Origin of the sequence: Actinoplanes sp. NPDC026623, assembly GCF_040638275.1 — a bacterium.
GTDB lineage: Bacteria > Actinomycetota > Actinomycetes > Mycobacteriales > Micromonosporaceae > Actinoplanes.
This window is the reverse complement of the sequence record NZ_JBEZXZ010000115.1, coordinates 1-18,961: the sequence shown is the minus strand read 5'-3', so window position 1 is coordinate 18,961 and position 18,961 is coordinate 1. Positions and strand designations below refer to the sequence as shown.

The 18,961-nt window shown below is 72.4% G+C and carries 18 protein-coding genes; 8 read left to right on the top strand and 10 right to left on the bottom strand.

What is annotated here, in order from left to right:
• Window positions 1-3 precede the first annotated feature (3 nt).
• Window positions 4-1,698, bottom strand: a complete 1,695-nt coding sequence (locus AB0F10_RS28345; RefSeq protein ID WP_360631479.1) for a BTAD domain-containing putative transcriptional regulator — start codon at window positions 1,696-1,698, stop codon at window positions 4-6.
• A gap of 164 nt (window positions 1,699-1,862) precedes the next feature.
• Here AB0F10_RS28345 and AB0F10_RS28340 point away from each other — a divergent pair, with 164 nt between their 5' ends.
• The 3 genes from AB0F10_RS28340 to AB0F10_RS28330 all read left to right on the top strand — a co-directional run bounded on the left by AB0F10_RS28340 (window position 1,863) and on the right by AB0F10_RS28330 (window position 5,745).
• Window positions 1,863-2,663: a hypothetical protein gene (locus AB0F10_RS28340; protein WP_360631476.1), complete on the top strand. Its 801-nt coding sequence runs from the start codon at window positions 1,863-1,865 to the stop codon at window positions 2,661-2,663.
• A 75-nt stretch (window positions 2,664-2,738) separates the two neighbouring features.
• Window positions 2,739-3,797: a lactonase family protein gene (locus tag AB0F10_RS28335; protein ID WP_360631473.1), complete on the top strand. Its 1,059-nt coding sequence runs from the start codon at window positions 2,739-2,741 to the stop codon at window positions 3,795-3,797.
• A gap of 247 nt (window positions 3,798-4,044) precedes the next feature.
• Complete coding sequence (locus AB0F10_RS28330; RefSeq protein ID WP_360631470.1) at window positions 4,045-5,745, top strand: VWA domain-containing protein; 1,701 nt, start codon at window positions 4,045-4,047, stop codon at window positions 5,743-5,745.
• Between the two features lie 57 nt (window positions 5,746-5,802).
• Here AB0F10_RS28330 and AB0F10_RS28325 read toward each other — a convergent pair whose 3' ends face one another.
• Window positions 5,803-6,933: a PP2C family protein-serine/threonine phosphatase gene (locus AB0F10_RS28325; RefSeq protein ID WP_360631467.1), complete on the bottom strand. Its 1,131-nt coding sequence runs from the start codon at window positions 6,931-6,933 to the stop codon at window positions 5,803-5,805.
• A 51-nt stretch (window positions 6,934-6,984) separates the two neighbouring features.
• Here AB0F10_RS28325 and AB0F10_RS28320 point away from each other — a divergent pair, with 51 nt between their 5' ends.
• Complete coding sequence (locus tag AB0F10_RS28320) at window positions 6,985-7,464, top strand: MarR family transcriptional regulator (RefSeq protein ID WP_360631464.1); 480 nt, start codon at window positions 6,985-6,987, stop codon at window positions 7,462-7,464.
• Window positions 7,465-7,477: 13 nt separating this feature from the next.
• Here the strand turns inward: AB0F10_RS28320 and AB0F10_RS28315 are convergent, their stop codons facing one another.
• A complete protein-coding gene (locus AB0F10_RS28315; RefSeq protein ID WP_360631505.1) occupies window positions 7,478-8,647 on the bottom strand; it encodes an ROK family protein in 1,170 nt (389 codons plus the stop codon).
• A 91-nt stretch (window positions 8,648-8,738) separates the two neighbouring features.
• On the opposite strand from AB0F10_RS28315, the gene xylA reads away from it, so the two are divergent.
• Genes xylA through AB0F10_RS28300 form a run of 3 tightly spaced genes read left to right on the top strand, consistent with a single transcriptional unit; the run spans window position 8,739 to window position 12,793 of the window.
• Window positions 8,739-9,926: a xylose isomerase gene (xylA, locus tag AB0F10_RS28310; protein WP_360631461.1), complete on the top strand. Its 1,188-nt coding sequence runs from the start codon at window positions 8,739-8,741 to the stop codon at window positions 9,924-9,926.
• Between the two features lie 23 nt (window positions 9,927-9,949).
• Window positions 9,950-11,365, top strand: a complete 1,416-nt coding sequence (xylB, locus tag AB0F10_RS28305) for a xylulokinase (protein WP_360631458.1) — start codon at window positions 9,950-9,952, stop codon at window positions 11,363-11,365.
• A gap of 9 nt (window positions 11,366-11,374) precedes the next feature.
• A complete protein-coding gene (locus tag AB0F10_RS28300; RefSeq protein ID WP_360631455.1) occupies window positions 11,375-12,793 on the top strand; it encodes an MFS transporter in 1,419 nt (472 codons plus the stop codon).
• Here AB0F10_RS28300 and AB0F10_RS28295 read toward each other — a convergent pair.
• From AB0F10_RS28295 to AB0F10_RS28265, 7 genes are all read right to left on the bottom strand, one after another.
• Window positions 12,771-14,402 carry an alpha-amylase family glycosyl hydrolase gene (locus tag AB0F10_RS28295; RefSeq protein ID WP_360631453.1) on the bottom strand — a complete coding sequence of 544 codons (1,632 nt, stop codon included), beginning with the start codon at window positions 14,400-14,402 and terminating at the stop codon, window positions 12,771-12,773. The two genes, AB0F10_RS28300 and AB0F10_RS28295, sit on opposite strands and share 23 nt — an antisense overlap.
• 18 nt (window positions 14,403-14,420) lie before the next feature.
• Window positions 14,421-15,140 (bottom strand): HD domain-containing protein, encoded by a 720-nt coding sequence (locus tag AB0F10_RS28290; protein WP_360631450.1) that lies wholly within the window; start codon window positions 15,138-15,140, stop codon window positions 14,421-14,423.
• 43 nt (window positions 15,141-15,183) lie between these two features.
• On the bottom strand, window positions 15,184-16,110 hold the full coding sequence (locus AB0F10_RS28285; RefSeq protein ID WP_360631447.1) for an MHYT domain-containing protein: 927 nt from the start codon (window positions 16,108-16,110) through the stop codon (window positions 15,184-15,186).
• Between the two features lie 179 nt (window positions 16,111-16,289).
• Window positions 16,290-16,436 (bottom strand): GPGG-motif small membrane protein, encoded by a 147-nt coding sequence (locus AB0F10_RS28280; RefSeq protein ID WP_360631444.1) that lies wholly within the window; start codon window positions 16,434-16,436, stop codon window positions 16,290-16,292.
• A gap of 45 nt (window positions 16,437-16,481) precedes the next feature.
• Window positions 16,482-17,225 (bottom strand): metallophosphoesterase, encoded by a 744-nt coding sequence (locus AB0F10_RS28275; RefSeq protein ID WP_360631441.1) that lies wholly within the window; start codon window positions 17,223-17,225, stop codon window positions 16,482-16,484.
• Window positions 17,222-17,476, bottom strand: coding sequence for a hypothetical protein (locus AB0F10_RS28270; RefSeq protein WP_360631438.1), 255 nt, complete (start codon window positions 17,474-17,476; stop codon window positions 17,222-17,224). Before AB0F10_RS28270 ends, AB0F10_RS28275 begins: the two co-directional genes overlap by 4 nt.
• A 1-nt stretch (window position 17,477) precedes the next feature.
• Entirely contained in the window at window positions 17,478-18,062 is a 585-nt protein-coding gene (locus AB0F10_RS28265; RefSeq protein WP_360631435.1) for a nucleotidyltransferase family protein, read from the bottom strand.
• Between the two features lie 182 nt (window positions 18,063-18,244).
• Between AB0F10_RS28265 and AB0F10_RS28260 the strand changes: the two genes are divergently transcribed.
• The coding region (locus tag AB0F10_RS28260; RefSeq protein ID WP_360631432.1) for a thymidylate kinase at window positions 18,245-18,961 on the top strand (717 nt) is incomplete at its 3' end.

The window sequence follows — 18,961 nt, the reverse complement described above, 5'->3', positions numbered from 1 at the left end:
GGCTCAGCCGTGCGGCGCCGAGTACGGCGACGGCCAGCCGGCCGGGGTGTCCGTCGGAGTCGGCGGCAGGCAGATCAGCCGGGTCGCCAGCCGGGACACCGTGCGCGCGGGCAGGACTCCGCGCGCGATCAGGTCCTCCGGCCGGGCGTAGGGGCCGCGGTTCAGCCGGTCCATAACGATCCGGTGCGCCTGCTCCGAGCTCAGCTTGGGCAGCCGGGCCAGCTCGTGCCCCGGCACGTGGTTGAGGTCGACGAGCCCGCCGTCGTCGAAGGCGCGCAGCAGGTCCGGCCGGCCGATGCCCAGCTGGCGAGCGCGGACCGGGTCGAAGAGCGCGAACTGGCGGGCCTGCTTGCGCAGGTTCCGGCTCCGCGGGGTGTCGCCCGGGTGGGAGGCGAGGACCGCGCCGTGCACGGCCGAGGCGACGGCGAGGGCCACCCACATCAGGAGGCCGACCGTCTCCGCCGTGCTCACCTCCTGACCCTCGACCGGACTGGGGTCGACCTCGAAGAAGACGACGGACGCGACGACGAACAGCAGGGCGCAGCCCACGGCGACCAGGAACTGGCGCTTGTCGTACCGGCGGGCGCCCGCGTACACGAAGTAGATCCAGCTGCCGAACGAGCACACGATCAACGGCAGCAGCGCCGCCGCGACGACCTCGCCGACCGGGAACCGCCGAGCCGGAGCCGGGTACATCGGCGGCCCGGCACCCCACGGCGACGGCGGCGGGTAGGCCGGCGAGGCGGGGGCGAGCACAAACTCGGTGGGATCCGGCGGGACGGATAGCTGCACGTAGTACGGCGACGGTGCGACGAGCGAGCCGGAGGCGGCCGACGCCGGGGGCAGGGCATCGTCGCCCGGCCGGCGGGGCAGCGGGATGTCGTTGCCCGCGCCCCACGGGTCGACGGGCTCGGAGTAGAAGGGCTCGCCGCGCAGGATGCGCTGATGCGCCTCGCGCATCCGCTCGCCCGGCTCCACGCCGAACTCGTCGAGGAAGTAGGCGCGGGCGTCGCGGAACACCGCCAGCGACTCGGCCTGCCGCCCGCCCTGGTAGAGGGCGATCATCAGCTGCGCCCGCAGCCCCTCGCGCAGCGGGAACTGCTCGACGAGCCGGACCAGGTCCGGCATGAGCCCGGTGTGGTTGCCCCGGGCAAGCTCGATGTCGGCCCACTTCTCCCAGGCGGTGGCGCGGGCGTCGGCGAGCCGGTTGCGGGCGGCCTCGAAGACCGGCCCCGCGAGCCCGGCCAGCGCCTCGCCCTGCCACAGGCCCACCGCCTCGCGCAGCGTCTCGGCCGCCTCGGCCAGCCGCCCGGCCCGGCGTTCCGCGGAGGCCCGGGCCAGGCCGGCCTGGAACCGCTCGGCGTCCAGCGCGCCGGGGTCGGCCCGCAGGACGTAACCGCCCTCGGTCAGCGCGATCAGCTCGCCGGGCGTGCGCGGCGAGCGGTCGGGCTCCAGCACCCGGCGCAGCCCGGCCACGTACTTCTGCACGACGTTGGCGCCGTTCTCCGGCGGCTCCTCGCCCCACACCGCGTCGACCATCTGGTGTGTCGGCACCGGCCGGCCCGCCTCGAGCAGCAGCACCGCGAGCACCGCACGCTGTTTGGCGGGGCCGAGGTCCACCGGTTCCTCGCCGCGCAGGGCCCGGACCGCGCCGAGGATCTCGAACCTCAGCGAGAGGTTCGCGGGCGCGTCGGTCACTGCGCCAACCCCCTTGAGCAGCACGTATGTGAAACGGCAGCGGAACGGCAGCCGGCAGCAGCATAGCCGCAGCGCGACGGCAGCACTGTCTCAGAGGCTTCACTGCGTCAACCCGACAGGCGGACCGGCAGACCGGGCCGCCGCGCTGAGAAAGCGATGAGCAGATGAATGTTCGAAACGTTCGGCTGGCCGCCGTCGCCGCCCTTGTCGCCGTCGGCGTATCCGCCGGCGGCTGCGGCCTCGCCGATGCCGCGGGGGAGCCGGCCGCGTCCGCGCCGCCCGGTCCGCGGGAGACGCTGCTCAGGTCGCTGCCGGACGGCAGGACCGGCAGTTTTCACTTCGCCGTCAAGGGCGGCGGGGTGTCCATCGCGGGCGACCTCGACGCGGATCGGCACAGCTACCGGTTCGGCCTGGCCTACCGCGAGCCGGAGGCCGGCTTCACGCTGCACTCCGACTTCCTGGTCGTCGAGGAACAGACCTGGATCAAGATGCGGTTCACCGGCACCGAGGGGCTCACCGGGCTTCCGAAGCTGCCGAAGAAGTGGATGCTGATCGACCCGGCCAAGATCAAGAACGCCAAGGACGTCCCGCTGGGCTACGACGCCGAGACCGACCCGGGCGAGGCCGGCACCGTGGTCCGGGGGATCGTCGACGTCCGGCAGGCCGGTGCGGGCGAGTTCGCCGGCACCACCGACCTCACCGCGGAGGTCGAATCGGAGATCGTCGACGCCGATCACCTCGCCGCGCTGGGGACGCGGGCCAAGGCGGTGCCGTTCGAGGCCACCGTCGACGACCAGGGGCGGCTGATCTCCACGGTCGTGAAGATCCCGGCGGCCGGCAAGCACAAGGCCGCCAGGTACGAGGTGACCTACGGCGACTTCGGCAAGGTGCCGACGCCGCGGGTGCCCGCCGCTGACCAGCAGCAGCGGGCGACGAAGGAAGCGTACGAGCTGCTGAACGGCTGATCGGGCCGGACGGGCGGTCGCGCGGGTCGGACGGGGGTCCGCGCGGCCGTCGCTTCCGCGTGATTGGATCGGGGCATGGGCGCGAATGAGGAGTACGTCTTCGTCGGCTGCTACACGGGCGAGAGCGGCGGCGAGGGCGAGGGTATCGCGCTGCTGCGCCGCGATCCGGCGACCGGCGACCTGACCCGGCTGGGCATCGTCGCCCGCACGCCCTCGCCGTCCTTTCTGGCCCAGCACCCCCGCCTGCCGGTCCTGTACGCGGCCAACGAGCTCGACGCCGGCACGGTGAGCGCCTTCGCGGTCGCGGCGGACGCCTCACTCACCCCGCTGGCGGTGCGGTCGACCGGCGGTGCCGCGCCCTGCCACCTCGCCGTCTCCGCGGACGGCCGCCATCTGCTGGTCGCCAACTACTCCGGCGGCAGCGTCGCGGTCTTCCCCCTCGACTCGGGCGGCGTGCCGGGCGAGCACTGCGACCTGCTCCACCTGCGGGGCCGGGGCCCGGTCGCGGACCGCCAGGAGGGCCCGCACCCGCACATGGTCGCGCCGGACCCGAACGGCCCGGACGTGCTGATCTCCGATCTCGGCTCGGACCGGGTGTGGCGGGCCCGCCTCGACCCGATCTCGGGACGGCTCGTCCTGGCCGGCCCGGCCGTCGTCGCGGAGCCCGGCGCCGGCCCCCGGCACCTGCTGCGCTCGATCGACGGCGCGCTGCTGATGGTCGGCGAGCTGGCCGGCGACCTGACCTGGTGGCGACCGGATCCCGCCGACGGCAGCCTGCGGCGGGCCGGCGCCGCGACGACCAGCGCCGGGAAGCCGAACCTTCCGTCGGAGCTGACCACCGGCCGCGACGGGCGCTTCGTCTACGTGGCCAACCGCGGCCCGGACACCGTCTCCGTCTTCGCGTGGGAGCCGGCGGGCGGCACGCTGGTCGCCGAGGTGGCCGTCGGCGGCGCCTGGCCGCGGCACCTCGCGCTGCTCGGCGACCATCTCTACGTAGCGAACGAGCGCTCACACAATGTCACGATCTTCCGCATCGACCGGGACACCGGCATTCCGCAGTCGCAGGGCGAGCCGGTGGGCGAAGGCAGTCCCACGTGCCTGCTGCGCTGGAACGGTCCCCAGGTCGGCGGATGACCGATAGCGGACGGCGGTGTTGTGGCGGCATTAACGGCCGAAACCCGGCAGACACTCCCAAGATCCCCACACCTTCCGGAGGCATCTCACTACGCAGAGTGAATTAGGTAGTTGGGGTTTCCAATCCGAGTAAGTTTCGTCCGAACGTATATGGCATTCAGGTCCGGAGATGCGCAGTATGGAGCGCGTGTCAGGACGCCATCGCAGAAACTTCAATCTCAGTGGGGCCAGCGTCGTCGCATCTGCGATGGCGATCGTGGTTGTCCTCGCTGGTTCCTGGCTCGGCTATCAGAGTCTCGCCGATGCCGGATGCTCAGGTCAGATCAAACTGACCGTCGCAGCCGCCACCGAGATCGCTCCCGCCGTGGATCAAGCTGCCCAGCAGTGGACCGCTGGCGGTGCCAATGTCAACGGAACGTGTGTCGCCGTGAGCGTTACCGGCGTCAACCCCGCCGCCACGGCCGCGGCCGTGGCCGCCAAGCACGGCGTCTCCCTCACCGGCGTCGGTTCGAGCGGCGGGTCGACCGTCCTGCCGGACGTGTGGATCGCGGACTCGACGACCTGGCTGCTGCGCCTGCGGTCGGAGGCGTCCGGCTTCGTGCCGACCGACGGCCACTCGATCGCGCAGAGCCCCGTCGTGGTCGCCATGCCCGTGCCCATCGCGCAGCAGATCGGCTGGCCCGACCGCAAGCTCGGCTGGTCCGACCTGCTCAAGAAGATGACTACCGGCAACTCGCTGCGCACCGGCATCGTCGACCCGACCCGCGACGCGGCCGGCCTCGCCGGTCTGCTCGCGCTGGGCGGCGCGGCCGGCACCGGCGCGAACGCGAAGGCGACCCAGGTGGGCGCGCTGCGCGCCCTTGCCGCGGGCAGCTCCTCGCTGCGCGACGACCTCATGCAGAAGTTCCCCCGGTCGCTCGACCCGGCCGACCTCGCCAGCGCCGTCAGTGCCGCGCCGCTGTCCGAGGAGGACGTGATCGCCTACAACGCGGAGCGCCCGCAGGTCAACCTGGCCGCGCTCTACCTCGACCCGATGCCGCCGCCGCTGAACTACCCGTTCGCGGTCATGCCCGAGGTCGACCTGAGCAAGTCCGCGGCCGCCACCGGCCTGCGCGTGGCGCTGCAGCAGGCCAGCTTCAAGAACCAGCTGGCGACCGTCGGCCTGCGCGCCCCGGACGGCTCGGTCGGTGCCGGCTTCGCCGGTCCGGTCGGCGCGCCGAAGGCGTCCCCGGGCGCCGACGCACCCGCGTCCGGCACCGAGGGCACCGCCGCGGCGGGCCTCGACGCCTCCGCGATCAACCAGGTGCTGGGCAGCTGGGGCGCGATCACCCTGCCGGGCCGCGCGCTCGCCGTCTTCGACGTGTCGGGCTCGATGCTCGACGAGGTGCCGACGGCCGGTGGCGTCGACCGCGCGACGGTGACCAGGCTCGCGGCGTCGCAGGGCCTCGCGCTCTTCGACGACAAGTGGGCGGTCGGCGTCTGGCTCTTCTCGACCGAGATGGTCGGCAAGAGGCCGTGGAAACAGATCGTGCCGATCAGCCCCCTGACGTCGGCACGGACCCGGGTCCAGGAGTCGATCGAGCAGATTCAGCCCAAGCCGCAGGGTGGCACGGGCCTCTACGACACCGCGCTGGCCGCGTACCAGAACGTGCAGGACAGCTGGCAGGCCGGCCGGGTCAACTCGGTCCTGCTGTTCACCGACGGCCAGAACGAGAACAAGGACGGCATCGACCAGAGGACGCTTGTCACCAAGCTGAGGAAGCTGGCCGACCCGAAGCGTCCGGTGCGGATGGTCATCATCGGCATCGGCCCCGGCGTGGACCGCAACGAGCTGGAGACCATCACCGACGCCACGGGGTCGGGCGGGGTCTACATCGCGCAGGACCCGGCGAAGATCGGCGACATCTTCCTCGAGGCGATCTCGTCTCGGGCGGTCTCCACTCGCTGACGCCTCGATGGACACGGCGGCCGCCGGAACCCCTCGGGGATCCGGCGGCCGCTTCAGTCAGTCCTGGGCTGCGGCGGTCGTGTCCAGGCAGACGGCCACCGCGTCGTCCTCGAGGTCGCCGCCGACGAACGCCCGTAGGTCGCCGAGCATCGTGCGCACCGCCTGCAGGGGCGCGAGCGACCCGGTCCGCCGCACGAAGCGGTGCAGGGCCGCCTCCCCGTAGCGGCTACTGCCCGTGGCGGCGTCGAACACGCCGTCGCTGACGATGAAGAGCCGGTCGCCGGTGCGCAGGGAGAAGGACTGCGGCGCGTACTCCGAGGACTCGAACATGCCCAGCGGGAACTGCGCCTCGAGCGGCCGGTCCACGACCTCGCCGTCGCGCAGCAGCATCATTCGCGGTGAACCCGCGTCGATCGCCTGCATCTCGCCGGAGTTCAGGTCCAGCTCCAGCAGCAGCGTCTCCACGTGCCGGTCGCCGCGGTGCTGCGCGAAGACCGCCTGGTCGGCCAGCGACGCCTGGTCGGCCAGCGGCAGCCCGGCGCGGCGGGCGTTGCGCAGCGCGTACGTGGCCAGCGAGGTCAGCAGCGCGGCGCTCGTGCCCTCGCCGTGGCCGTTGAGCACGTTCAGGTAGAGCCGGCCGTCCTGCTCGGCCCAGTCGAAGCTGTCACCGCGGACCGCGTACGAGGGCTCGAGCTGCCCGGCCAGGCTGAACGACGGCCGGATCCGGCTGCGCCCGGGCAGGAGCGCCCACTGCATCTCGGCGGCCAGCGTCAGCCGGTTGAGCCGGGCCGCCGAGGCGTACCGGTCGGTTCCGGCGGCCGCCGCCTGCAGCTCGTGCGCGAGCAACGTGGCGATCTCGGCGAGCTCGCCCCGGGTGTCCGCCGAGCCGGCGGCGGGGGAGCAGCGCAGCACGCCGATGCGCTCCCCGCGCCCGGTCACCGGAAAGTAGCCGACCTCCCCGGCGGTGACCTCGGACTGGTGGTCGAACGAGCGCCAGGCCGGTTCGCCGGGGCTGCTCACCGGCGGGCCGTCGGTCAGCGGCAGCAGGGCGGCCAGGCGATAGTCGACAAGCAGCAGTTCGATGTCGATCGAATATTTCCGGGCGATCACTTCCGCCAGGTACTCGACGATGCGGTCTGCCGGCGCGTCCGTAAGGGCGCGCCGGACCGCGGTCATTCGGTCGGACAAGAGTTCACCCACCTCGACAGTCTCTGCCGTACGAGTAGTCTCTGCTGCACCATGGCCGAACACCATGGGCCGGACAGGCCGGACCCGAGGCGTGCCGCGGCGGTCGACGACGCCGCGCCGGCGCTGCTGTCCGCGTGGGACGCCGCACGCGAGCGGATGATTCCCCGGCTCTCCGGCCCCCAGCTGAACGCCCTGCTGGCGATCGAGCGCGAGCCGGGCGTCAATCTGCGCGGCCTGGCCGGGCACCTCAAGATGATCCTGTCGTCGGCGAGCCGGCTCTGCGATCGCCTGGTCGCCTCCGGCATGGTCGAGCGGGTGCCGGGCCGGGCCGACCGGCGCGAGATCGCGCTGTATCTGACGCCGCCGGCGCGGGAGCTTCTGGAGCGCCTGCGGACCACCCGCCGTGAGCTGCTCGCGGAGGTGCTGGAGCGGATGACCCCCGCGGGCCGGGCGGCGCTGGAGCGTGGCCTGACCGAGTTCGCCGACGTCGCCGATCCGGAGTCGCCCGACGCGGCCGCCCGCACGGCCTGAGCCCCGGCGGCGGTCACGGCCGGCGGGCGAGCCACGCGGCGGGGTCGTCGAGCAGCGCGCGAACGACCGAGCCGGCGGCGCCGCGCATCGCGGCATCCGCGCCGAGCGTCGCGGCGTGCAGCCGCACCGGGGACCAGGCGGCGGTGAGCACCCGCCGGTCGGCCTCGGCCGCGATCGGATCGTGGAGCCAGGGCAGCAGCGAGGCGTAGCTGCCGCCGAGCACGATCGTCCGCACGTCGAGCAGGTTGACCACTGCGGCCACCGCCACGCCCAGCGCGCCGCCGGCGGCGCCCAGCGCGGTCAGCGCGGTGCTCTCGCCGCCGGCCGCGGCGCTCGCCAGGGCCTCGACGGTGCTCACGCCGGCGGCGCGCAGCACGGCCTCCTGCCCGGCGTACTGCTCGAGGCAGCCGCGGGCGCCGCAGCGGCAGGCCGGGCCGTCGGGGTTGATCGGGATGTGGCCGATCTCGCCGCTCCAGCCCCGGGTGCCGCGATAGAGCGCGCCGTCCAGCACGATGCCGGCGCCGATGCCGATCTCTCCGGAGATGTAGACGAAGTCGCGGGGCAGCCCGGCGGTGCCCAGCTCGCTGAGCGCGGCCAGGTTCGCCTCGTTGTCCACAGTGATTTCCGGGTCGCCGAGCAGGTCGCCGACGGCGACGTCCTGCCAGCCGAGGTTGGGCGCGATCCGGACGACGCCGTGCGCCGTGACCAGTCCCGGCACGGCCAGGGCGGCACCGGCGACGGTGAGCCCGTCCGCCTCGGCCAGCGTCCGGGCCCGGGCCGCTAGCCGGCCCAGCGCGGCGACGGCGGTGCCGGGATCGGTCAGCCGCTGATCGCCCGGCTCGACGAGGCGGTGCCGGACCGTGCCGGCCAGGTCGACCACGCAGGCGGCCCGGTAGTCGACGTTGATCTCCAGCCCGAGCCCGGCCGGGCCGTCGGGGGCGAGGGTCAGGCCGAACGCGGGCCGGCCCGCGCCGCTGCGTGGCGCGGGCTCGACCTCGGTGAGCAGTGCGCCGGTGACGAGGTCGTCGACGAGCGCCGAGACCGTGGCCCGGGTCAGACCCGTGGCCCCGGCCACCGATGCCCGAGATATCGGATCTGTGCTGTTCGCCACGGTTTGCAGAACGAGCGCGAGATTATGTGCCCGAACGCTCGATTGCCGGACCGGCGACCCCGTCGCACGCATCAGTCGGCCCGTCACGCCCTTGACAATGCCACACGCCGCTCAAATAATTCAACCAATAAACAAATCGGCTCTGTTACGTGGAGGTCACCAAATGTCGGTCCAGCCCACGCGCGACGACAAGTTCTCCTTCGGTCTCTGGACCGTCGGATGGCAGGCCCGGGACCCGTTCGGCGAGGCCACCCGGGGCCCGCTCGACCCGATCGAGGCGGTGCACAAGCTCTCCGAGCTGGGCGCCTACGGCATCACGTTCCACGACGACGACCTCGTCCCGTTCGGCTCCGACGCACAGACCCGCGACGGCATCATCGCCGCCTTCAAGAAGGCCCTCGAGGAGACGGGCATGGTGGTGCCGATGGTGACCACCAACCTCTTCACCCACCCGGTCTTCAAGGACGGCGGCTTCACCAGCAACGACCGCGGCGTCCGGCGCTACTCGCTGCGCAAGGTGATGCGCCAGATGGACCTGGCCGCCGAGCTGGGCGCCAGGACCTTCGTGCTCTGGGGCGGCCGCGAGGGCGCCGAGTACGACGTGGCCAAGGACGTGCAGGCCGCGCTCGACCGCTACCGCGAGGGCCTCAACCTCATCGCGCAGTACTCCGAGGACCGCGGCTACGGGCTGCGATTCGCCATCGAGCCCAAGCCCAACGAGCCCCGCGGCGACATCCTGCTGCCCACGGCCGGGCACGCGATCGCCTTCGTGCAGGACCTCGAGCGCCCGGAGCTGTTCGGCATCAACCCCGAGGTCGGCCACGAGCAGATGTCCAACCTCAACTTCGCGCAGGGCATCGCGCAGGCGCTGTGGCACGGCAAGCTCTTCCACATCGACCTGAACGGTCAGCACGGCCCCAAGTTCGACCAGGACCTGGTCTTCGGCCACGGCGACCTGCTCAACGCGTTCGCGCTGGTCGACCTGCTCGAGCACGGCGGACCCGGCGGCGGCCCGGGCTACGACGGACCCCGGCACTTCGACTACAAGCCCTCGCGCACCGAGGACTACACCGGCGTCTGGGAGTCGGCCAAGGCCAACATGCGGATGTACCTGCTGCTCAAGGAGCGGGCGGAGTCGTTCCGCGCCGACCCGGTGGTGCAGGAGGCGCTCGAGGCCAGCAAGGTCCTCGAGCTCTCGACCCCGACGCTGGCCGCCGGCGAGACCTACACCGACCTGCTCAACGACCGCGCCTCCTTCGAGGACTACGACGTCGACGCGGCCGGAGCGCAGGGCTACCACTTCGTCCGGCTGCACCAGCTCGCCATCGACCACCTGCTGCGCGCCAACTGACCTGAGCGGAAGGTGTGAACCCCATGACGCTGGTAGCCGGGATCGATTCCTCGACCCAGTCCTGCAAGGTGGTCATCCGTGACGCCGAGACCGGAAAGCTGGTCCGGCAGGGGCGGGCGAGCCACCCCGACGGCACCGAGGTGCATCCCGACGCCTGGTGGACCGCGCTGCGGCAGGCGATCGACGAGGCCGGCGGTCTCGACGACGTCGCCGCCGCGTCGGTCGCCGGCCAGCAGCACGGCATGGTGGTGCTGGACTCAGCAGGCGAGGTGGTGCGCCCGGCGCTGCTGTGGAACGACACCCGCAGCGCGGGCGCCGCCGCCGACCTGATCGACGAGCTCGGCGGCGGCGACAAGGGCCGCCAGGCCTGGGTCGACGCCGTCGGGATCGTCCCGGTCGCGAGCTTCACGCTGACGAAGCTGCGCTGGCTGGCCCGCAACGAGCCGGAGAACGCCGCCCGGGTGGCGGCGGTCTGCCTGCCGCACGACTGGCTGACGTGGAAGCTGGCCGGCGCCCGGGGCCTGGACAGCCTGCGCACCGATCGCAGCGACGCCAGCGGCACCCTCTACTGGTCGGCCGCCGCCGATCAATACCGTCACGGCCTGCTCGAACTGGGCTTCGGCCGGCGGATCGCCGTGCCGCAGGTGCTCGGCCCGACGGGCATCGCGGGCACCCTGCCGAACGGCGCGCCGCTCGGCCCGGGCGCCGGCGACAACGCCGCGGCCGGCCTCGGCGCGGGCGCGCTGCCGGGCGACGTGGTGATCTCCATCGGCACCTCCGGCACCGTCTTCGTCTCCTCGGACGTCGCGCCGGACGATCCGAGCGGCGCCGTCTCCGGCTTCGCCGACACGACCGGCCGGTTCCTGCCGATCGTCGTCACGCTCAACGCGGCCCGGGTGCTCGACGCGGCGACCCGGCTGCTCGGCGTCGATCACGAGGAGCTGTCCCGGCTCGCGCTCTCGGCGCCCGCCGGCGCGGACGGCCTGGTGCTGATCCCGTACCTGGAGGGCGAACGCACCCCGAACCGGCCGAACGCCACCGGCGCCATCCACGGGCTCACCCTGCGCACCTCGGACCCGGCACACCTGGCCCGGGCGGCGGTCGAGGGCATGCTCTGCGCGCTCGCCGACGGCCTGGACGCCCTGGTCGCCTGTGGCGCGACGGCCAACCGCGTCGTGCTGGTCGGCGGCGGCGCGCGCAGCGAGGCGGTGCGCCGGATCGCGCCGGCGCTGTTCGGCCTGCCGGTCCTGGTCCCGCCGCCGGGGGAGTACGTCGCGGACGGCGCCGCCCGCCAGGCCGCCTGGGTCGCCCTCGGCGGTGACGCGCCGCCGGCGTGGTCCGCCGAGACCCCCGAGGTGTACGAGGACGAGGGCGTTCCACTGATCCGCGAGCAATACGCGTCGGCCCGGGACGCCGTGATCGACAGGGTGTCCCGCTAACCTCTTCGCGTGAGCTTGCGGGGAGGACCGGCGCATCGCGCGTACAGCGTGGTCGTCTTCGTCATCCTGGCGTCCCTGGACAACGTCGCGATCGGCCTCGTCCCGCCGCTCTACCGCAGCATCGGCGGTGAACTCGGCGTGGGCGAGGGCCGGATCGCCCTCGCCACCACGGTGATGTTCCTGATCAGCGCGGTGGCGGCGATCGGCTGGGCGTACGCGGGCGACCGCACCAACCGCAAGCCGGTGCTGATCGCCGGCACGGTGATCTGGGTCCTCGGCACCGCCTGGTCGGGCCTGGCCGGCAGCTACTCCTCGTTCCTGCTGTCGCAGGTGCTCGCGGCGATCGGCCTGGGCGGCGTGGCCAGCGTCAGCTTCTCCGTGGTCAGCGACCTGATCTCGCCGCGCCGCCGCGGCCTGGCGATGAGCTTCTGGGGGCTGTCGCAGGGCATCGGCACGCTCGCCGGCACGCTGATCGGCGGCCTGCTTGGCGCGACCGACTGGCGGCGGCCGTTCCTGATCGTCGCCGTCGCGGGCCTGGTTGCCACGGTGGCCTACCTGCTCACCTACGACGTTCCGCGCGGCGACAGCCAGCCCGAGCTCGAGGGCGTCGAGTACGCCGAGCGGATCCACCGCGACGACCTGCCGCGGATCCTGGCCCGGCGCACCAACGTCTGGCTGATCCTGCAGGGCTTCCCCGCCCAGGTGGCCTTCGGCTCGCTGGTCTGGCTGCCGGTGCTGTTCCGGGCCCGGGCCGAGGACCAGGGCTACTCGGCGCCCACGGCGGTGATCGTGGGAAGCGTCTTCGCCACCATGTTCCAGCTGGGCGGCGCGCTGTCGATCCTCGGCGGCCTCGTCGGCGACCGGCTGCAACGCCGCACGCCCCGGGGCCGGGCGCTGGTCGCGGCCGTCGGCGTCCTCGCCGCCGTGCCGTTCTACGTGGTGCTGTTCTTCGTGCCGTTCCACATCGAAGTCCCGGACGGCGGCGGCACCGGCGAGGTCATCGCCGCGATCCTGCGCAACGTGTTCACCGAGCCGACCGTCGGGCTGAGCCTGGCCACCGCGGTCTTCGCCCTCGCGCTGACCTCGGCGAACTCGCCGAACTGGTTCGCACTCATCGCGGACGTCAACCCGCCGGAGCACCGCGGCACCGTCTACAGCCTCGGCAACCTGGTCAACGGCTTCGGCCGGGCCGGCGGCAACGTGCTGATCGCGGTGGCCTTCCGGGGCCTGTCCGGTGCCTTCCCGCCGCCGCTGAACTACGCCGTCGGCCTGGCCGCCTTCCAGTTCTTCTTCGTGCCGACCGGGGTCATGTACTGGCTGGCCAGCCGGACGGTGGCCGGCGACATGGCGGACACCCATGCCGCCCTGGCCACCTACCGGGCGAAGGAGGAGGCGGAGGCGAAGGTCAGACCAGCGCCCACACCGTGACGTCCTGCGGGACCCGGCCGTCCTCGGCCAGCGGCTCGCTGGACAGCTGCACCCGCCCGCCGGGCGGCAGCTCGGCCGGCTCGGCGCCGTAGTTGGTCATCACCAGCGTCTCGCCGTTGCGGAACGCGAGCACGTCCGCCGGGGTGTCCACCCAGGTCAGCGTCCCGGCGCCGAGCCGCTGTGCGGCACGCAGGCGCAGCGCGGAGCGGTACAGCTCGTAGGTGGAGCCGGCGACGCCCCGCTGGCGGTCCAGGGCGTACTCCGCCCAGGTCGCCGGCTGCGGCAGCCAGCTCGCGTCGGACGGGCCGAAGCCGTAGGAGGGTGCGTCGGCCTCCCAGGGGATGGGCACGCGGCAGCCGTCCCGGCCGCGCTCGGCGTGCCCGGACCGCTCCCAGGCCGGGTCCTGCCGGAACTCGTCAGGCATCTCGGTGGACTCCGGCAGCCCCAGCTCCTCGCCCTGGTAGAGGTAGGCGGAACCGGGCAGCGCGAGCATCTGCATGGTGGCCGCGCGGGCCCGGCGCAGCCCCAGGCCGGCGTCGGGCTGCGGGTCGCCGATGCCGATGCCGTGCTTGCGGGGCTCGCCGACCGGGTAGCCGAGCCGGGTCGCGTGCCGCACCACGTCGTGGTTGGAGAGCACCCAGGTGGTGGGCGCGCCGACCGAGGCGTTCGCGGCCATGGTGGAGTCGATGATCCGGCGCAGCTCGCGCGCGGACCACGGCGCGTCCAGGTATTCGAAGTTGAAGGCCTGGTGCATCTCGTCCGGGCGGACGTAGCGGGCCAGCCGCTCGGCCGGCTGCACCCAGGCCTCGGCCACCAGGATGCGCTCGCCGGGATATTCGTTGAGGATCGTGCGCCACCGCCGGTAGACCTCGTGCACGCCGTCCTGGTCCCACATCGGCGGCGGGGGTGCGCCCTCCGGGCCGAGCCCGCCGAGGATCTCGCCCGCGTACTGCCAGTCGGCCAGGGTCGCGTCCTTGATCAGGCCGTGCGCCACGTCGACCCGGAAGCCGTCGACGCCGCGGTCGAGCCAGAAGCGCAGCACCGCCTCGAACTCGGCGCGTACCCTCTCGCTGCCCCAGTTGAGGTCGGGCTGGGAGACGTCGAAGAGGTGCAGGTACCACTGGCCGTCGTCGATGCGTTCCCACGCCGGGCCGCCGAAGACGCTCCGCCAGTCGTTCGGCGGTTCGCTGCCGTCCGGGCCGCGCCCGTCGCGGAAGATGTAGGGCTCCCGCTCCGGGCTGCCGGGCGCGGCGGCCAGCGCGGCGGCGAACCAGGCGTGCTCGTTGGAGGTGTGGTTGGGCACCAGGTCGATGATGACTTTGAGCCCCTGCGCGCGGGCCTCGCTGATCATCTTGTCCGCGTCGCCGAGGTCGCCGAAGAGCGGATCGACGGCGCGGTAGTCGGCCACGTCGTATCCGGCGTCGTGCTGCGGCGACGGGTAGAACGGCGAGAGCCAGACCGCGTCCACGCCGAGCTCGCGCAGGTCGCTCAGGCGAGCCGTGATGCCCGGCAGATCGCCCATCCCGTCGCCGTCGCTGTCGGCGAACGAGCGCGGATAGATCTGGTAGATGACGGCGTTGCGCCACCAGTGCTCAGTGCGGGACGGCATGTTCCCAGGCTAGCCGCGCTATCCGTCGAGAATCGCGGCGAATCGCTCCTCTGCCAAATCGAGCTGGTCAAGGATGTGGTCCTTGGCCGCGTGCGACAGCGGGGTGTCCGGGCGCCCGACCAGCTCGCGCAGCTTCGGCACCAGCGGCCGGTACTTGATCGCGGAGCTGCGCGCCTTGTCGTAGGTGGTGTGTATGACCCCGACGCCGTTGTCGGTGAAGTCGGAGACCTTGATGACCCGGGCCCACGGGTCGCGCTCGAGGCTGTCCGCGACGTGCGCCCGGTACTGCTCGTGCTTGTCGTGCTCCGGGTCGTACTCCGGATTGGTGACCGACCGCACCAGCTCGGCCGTCCGGGGGTTGAACCGCCGGGCCAGCTCGGCGACGGCGGCGTCGGTCAGCACCTGGTGCCCGAGCGACTCGGGCAGGCCGGCGAGCTCGGCCGGATGGTCCTCGACGGCGTCGTGCAGCAACGCCGCCGTCAGCACGTCCACGTCGTGGATCCCGTAGTAGCGCATGATCCGGATCGCCACCCGCAGCAGGTGGTTGAGGTACGGCTCCCGGACCCGGCGGTCCGCGGCGTGCAGCCGCGCCGCCAGCTCCAGCGCCTCCTCGAGCTGCCGCCGGTCGTCGGGGGGCAGCTCGAGGAGCTCGAGAGCGAACCGCTCGCGCAGCCCGGCCTCGCCGTACACCTCGGTGATCGCGTGCAACGGCATCGAGAGCAGCATCCTTGGCGCCATGCCGAACAGATATACCGGACGCGAGCGTCGTTTGGGTCTCCGCTCAGGAAGGGACGTCGAGCAGCGGCTCCTCCGCCAGCGGTTTGGGCCGCGGCGGGACCGGCCGCGGCGAGGGCCGTACGCCCGGCGACGGCCGGCTGCCGGGCGCCCGCCGCACCGCCGACATCGACGCCTGCTTGAGCGACCAGGGGTTCTCGGCGTGCATGCCGCGGTGCGGCTTGCCGTCGCCCTCGGTGAACTCCTCCTCGGTCATCGCCTGCAGCGCGCTGAGCGCGACGCCGAGGATCGTCGCGGCGCTGACCAGGGTGATCGGCACGATCATCAGCAGCGGCCGGATGCCGCTCACCGAGGTGGAGACGGTGGTGCTGAGCTCGACGCTCATGGCGGCCATGCCGGTGTAGTGCATGCCGCAGACGGCCAGGCCCATGAGCGAGGCGGCGCCGATCATCGGGCGCCAGCCCTTCACGGAGACGGCGAACCACAGCGCGGCGGTGGACGCGGCGACGGCGATGACGCCGGAGGCGGCGACCAGCGTGGGGTCGAAATGGATCTTGCCGGACACGTGCAGGCCGATCATGCCGGTGTAGTGCATCGCCAGCACGCCGGCGCCGGTCAGGAAGCCGGCGATCATGGTCTTCAGGATGCTGCGCCGGCCGTGGCCGACGACCATCAGGCCGAGGCCGACGGCGACGACCGCGAGCCCCAGGCTGATCATGGTGAGCACCGGGTTGTACCGCACCGGGCTCTGCGGCACGTCGAAGCCCAGCATCGCGGTGAAGTGCATGAGCCAGATGGCCGCCCCGCCGATCGCGAACGCGGCGATGATCAGCCAGCGGTTGCGGCGGCCGCGGGAGCGGGCACTGCGGGCACGCCCGGTGGCCAGCAGTCCGAGGAACGAGCCGAGGACCGCGACGAGGTATGCCGCGACCGGGTTGAAGGCTCCGTAGGTGAAGTGATGGACCTCGGCCACTTGCCGTCACACCCTCGCGAAGGTCGGGAACAGGTCGCAGAGGATTGAGCCATAGGTCCGATGTGGGACATCGCACTTCGTGTGCGCCCTACTACCCACAGGCAGACGGGGCCGCCGTGCGGCTACCTGCTAGAGGTACCCACACGACGGCCCCGAGGCGGTCGTGGTGATGGGGGGGGTCAGGTGTTGAAGATGCTGACGCCGCCGGGGCCGACGAGGAGCCCGACGACGATCAGGACAACACCCCAGAGGATCTGCCGCCGGAACAGCGCGAGGATGCCGGCGACCACGAGAATGACTGCGAGGATCCAAAGCAATAGGGCCATGCGGATCAGATACCCGGAGGGCTCGAATCGAAAACCTGTGACAACTCAGACGGCGACCAGTCCGGCGTCGACATCCCCGGAGAGCAGCTGGTACACGTTGTACGCCTGCTTGATCACGGGGTGCGACACGTTGCGTACCGGCACGCCGCCGGGCGTACGGCCCCGCTCGGTGCCGTGGTGGGCGTGCCCGTGCAGGGCCAGCGCGGTCGGCGCCGAGTCGATGGCCTGCCCGAGCAGGTAGGACCCGAGGAACGGATAGATCTCCAGCGGCTCGCCCGCGAGGGTCTCGGGCACGGGCGCGTAATGGGTCAGCGCCACCAGCGCGTCGCAGTCGAGCGCGCGCAGCGACGCGCCGAGCCGCTCGGCGATCGCCTCGGTGGTGCCGACGAAGTTCTTCATCTCCCGCTCGCCGAACGAGCTCGCGCAGGCGCCGGCGAAGCCGCCGCCGAAGCCCTTGGCCCCGGCGATGCCGAGCCGGTGCCCGTGCAGCTCGAGCACGATGCCGTCGCCCTCGAGCACGGTCATGCCCGCGTCGCGCAGCACGCCGGCGACCTGGTCCTGCTGGTCACTCTGGTGGTCGTGGTTGCCGAGCACGACCACGACCGGCACGCCGAGGTCGCCGAACTCCGTCGCCATGCATTCGGCCTCCTCGACCGTGCCGTGCCGGGTCAGGTCCCCGGCGATGAGCAGCGCGTCGGCGACCCCCGGAAGCTCCTCCAGCGCGGGCCGGTAGCGGCCCAGCACGTCCTTGTCCACGTGGACGTCGCCCACCGCCGCGATCCGGATCATGAAATCTCCTCTACCTCGCTGGGTGCCGCGGCGCGGATGATGCCGATGTCGCAGGCGATCTCCACGTCCGGGAAGCTGGCGGCGATCTGCCGGCAGATCTCGTCGCGGCGGTGCGCGCTCTCCACCTCGCCGCCGAGCACCAGCACGTGCTCGCGGCGCTGCAGGGTGATGCCCTGCTCGGCGATCGCCCCGTTCTCGGTGAGCAGGCGCTGGATCTCCGCCTCCAGGTATTCGTCGAGCTGTGGTGCCATCTCATCTCCCAACTGTCAGGTCGGCGTCCCCCGGCAGCTGGACCACGTCGAGCCGGTCCAGCAGGACGAGGAACGCCTCCGCGTACGGTGATCTCACGGTCTCCGCGCGTACCCGGTCCCAGTCGATCTGCTCGCGCAGCGAGCGGGCGACGGGCAGTCCGGTGGCGAAGTCGCAGTAGTGCTGGGTGTAGCTGAGCAGCTTGTGGATCATGAGCTGGGTCGCCGACAGCACGGGCATGTTGATCGCCTCGACCGGGCGCATCACGGTGTCGCGCAGGGTCGCGTCGGTCACCGGAGACTCGACCGGCCGGTAGATCAGGTCCACCATCCGATCCTCGTCGTAGACCTTGACCAGCCAGTCCTCGGGCGGCTGGTGCACCTCGAAGCCGACTGCGGACAACTCCTCCAGCGCCCGCGGCTTGTCCTGCTCGCGGATGAGGAAGTCGACGTCGTGGTCGCTCGAATGACCGCCGTGTGCGTACACCGCGAAGCTGCCGCCGAGCGCGAACGGGACCTCGGCCTGTTTCAGAACGGAGGCCACCCGTTTGAGCGTGTTGACCAGGCCCTCGTCCACCCGGTGCGGCATGGTGGTCTCCCTGTGTCCTTGGTGTGCGTCTGCCACTTCAGCGACTACCCGAGCGGTCGGACCCTCACACCCGAGGCCCGCGGTGCCAAGGTCAAAATCAAGTGCTTGACCCCATTTTGGTACGCCGGCAGCCCCGTCGATGCCCGAACCGTGCGTGACTCCCCCAGGTACCGTAGGTAGGTATGGCCCCCGACCCTGATTCCCACCCGGTGTCCGGTTCCGGTGCCGGCCGGTTGCGCACGGTGGCGCTCGTCGGCATCGACGGCTCCGGCAAGACCACTCAGGCACACCGGTTGGCGGCGGCGCTGGCGGCCCGTGGCCTGCCCGCGACCTACCGGCGCAACGCGGGCGGCCGCCGCTGGTTCGGCCGGCTGGCCGTGGTCCTGGGCCACCGCGACGGCGAACATCTGCTGGGCCGCCGGCCGATGCTCCTCGTCGAGTCTGTGCTGCGCTGGCTCTCCATCCTGCGGACCCTGCTGCGCCGCCGGATCACCGGCGAGATCTCGGTCATGGACCGGTACGCGGTCTGCCAGTACGCGAGCATCCGGGCGCACGCCAAGACGCCGCGCCCCGGCCGCGTCAACCGCGCCGAGCGCCGGGCCCGGCTGGCGTACCGGGTCTTCCCGAAGCCGGACGTGATCTTCCTGCTCTCGGTCGACCCGGCGATCGCGTACGACCGGATCGAGCGGCGCGGCTACGACCACGAGGAGATGGCCTACCTGCGCGCGGCGTCGGCGGCCTACGAGGCGCTGCCGGAGCGCCGGAACTTCGTCGTGATCGACGCGAACGGCACCCCGGCCGAGGTGGGCGAGGCGCTGCTCGGCCACCTGACCGCCCCGGCGCCGCCGGCGATCCCGGTGCCGCCGGTCGTGGGGGGGGCGGGCGGGCGGGGGGGGGGG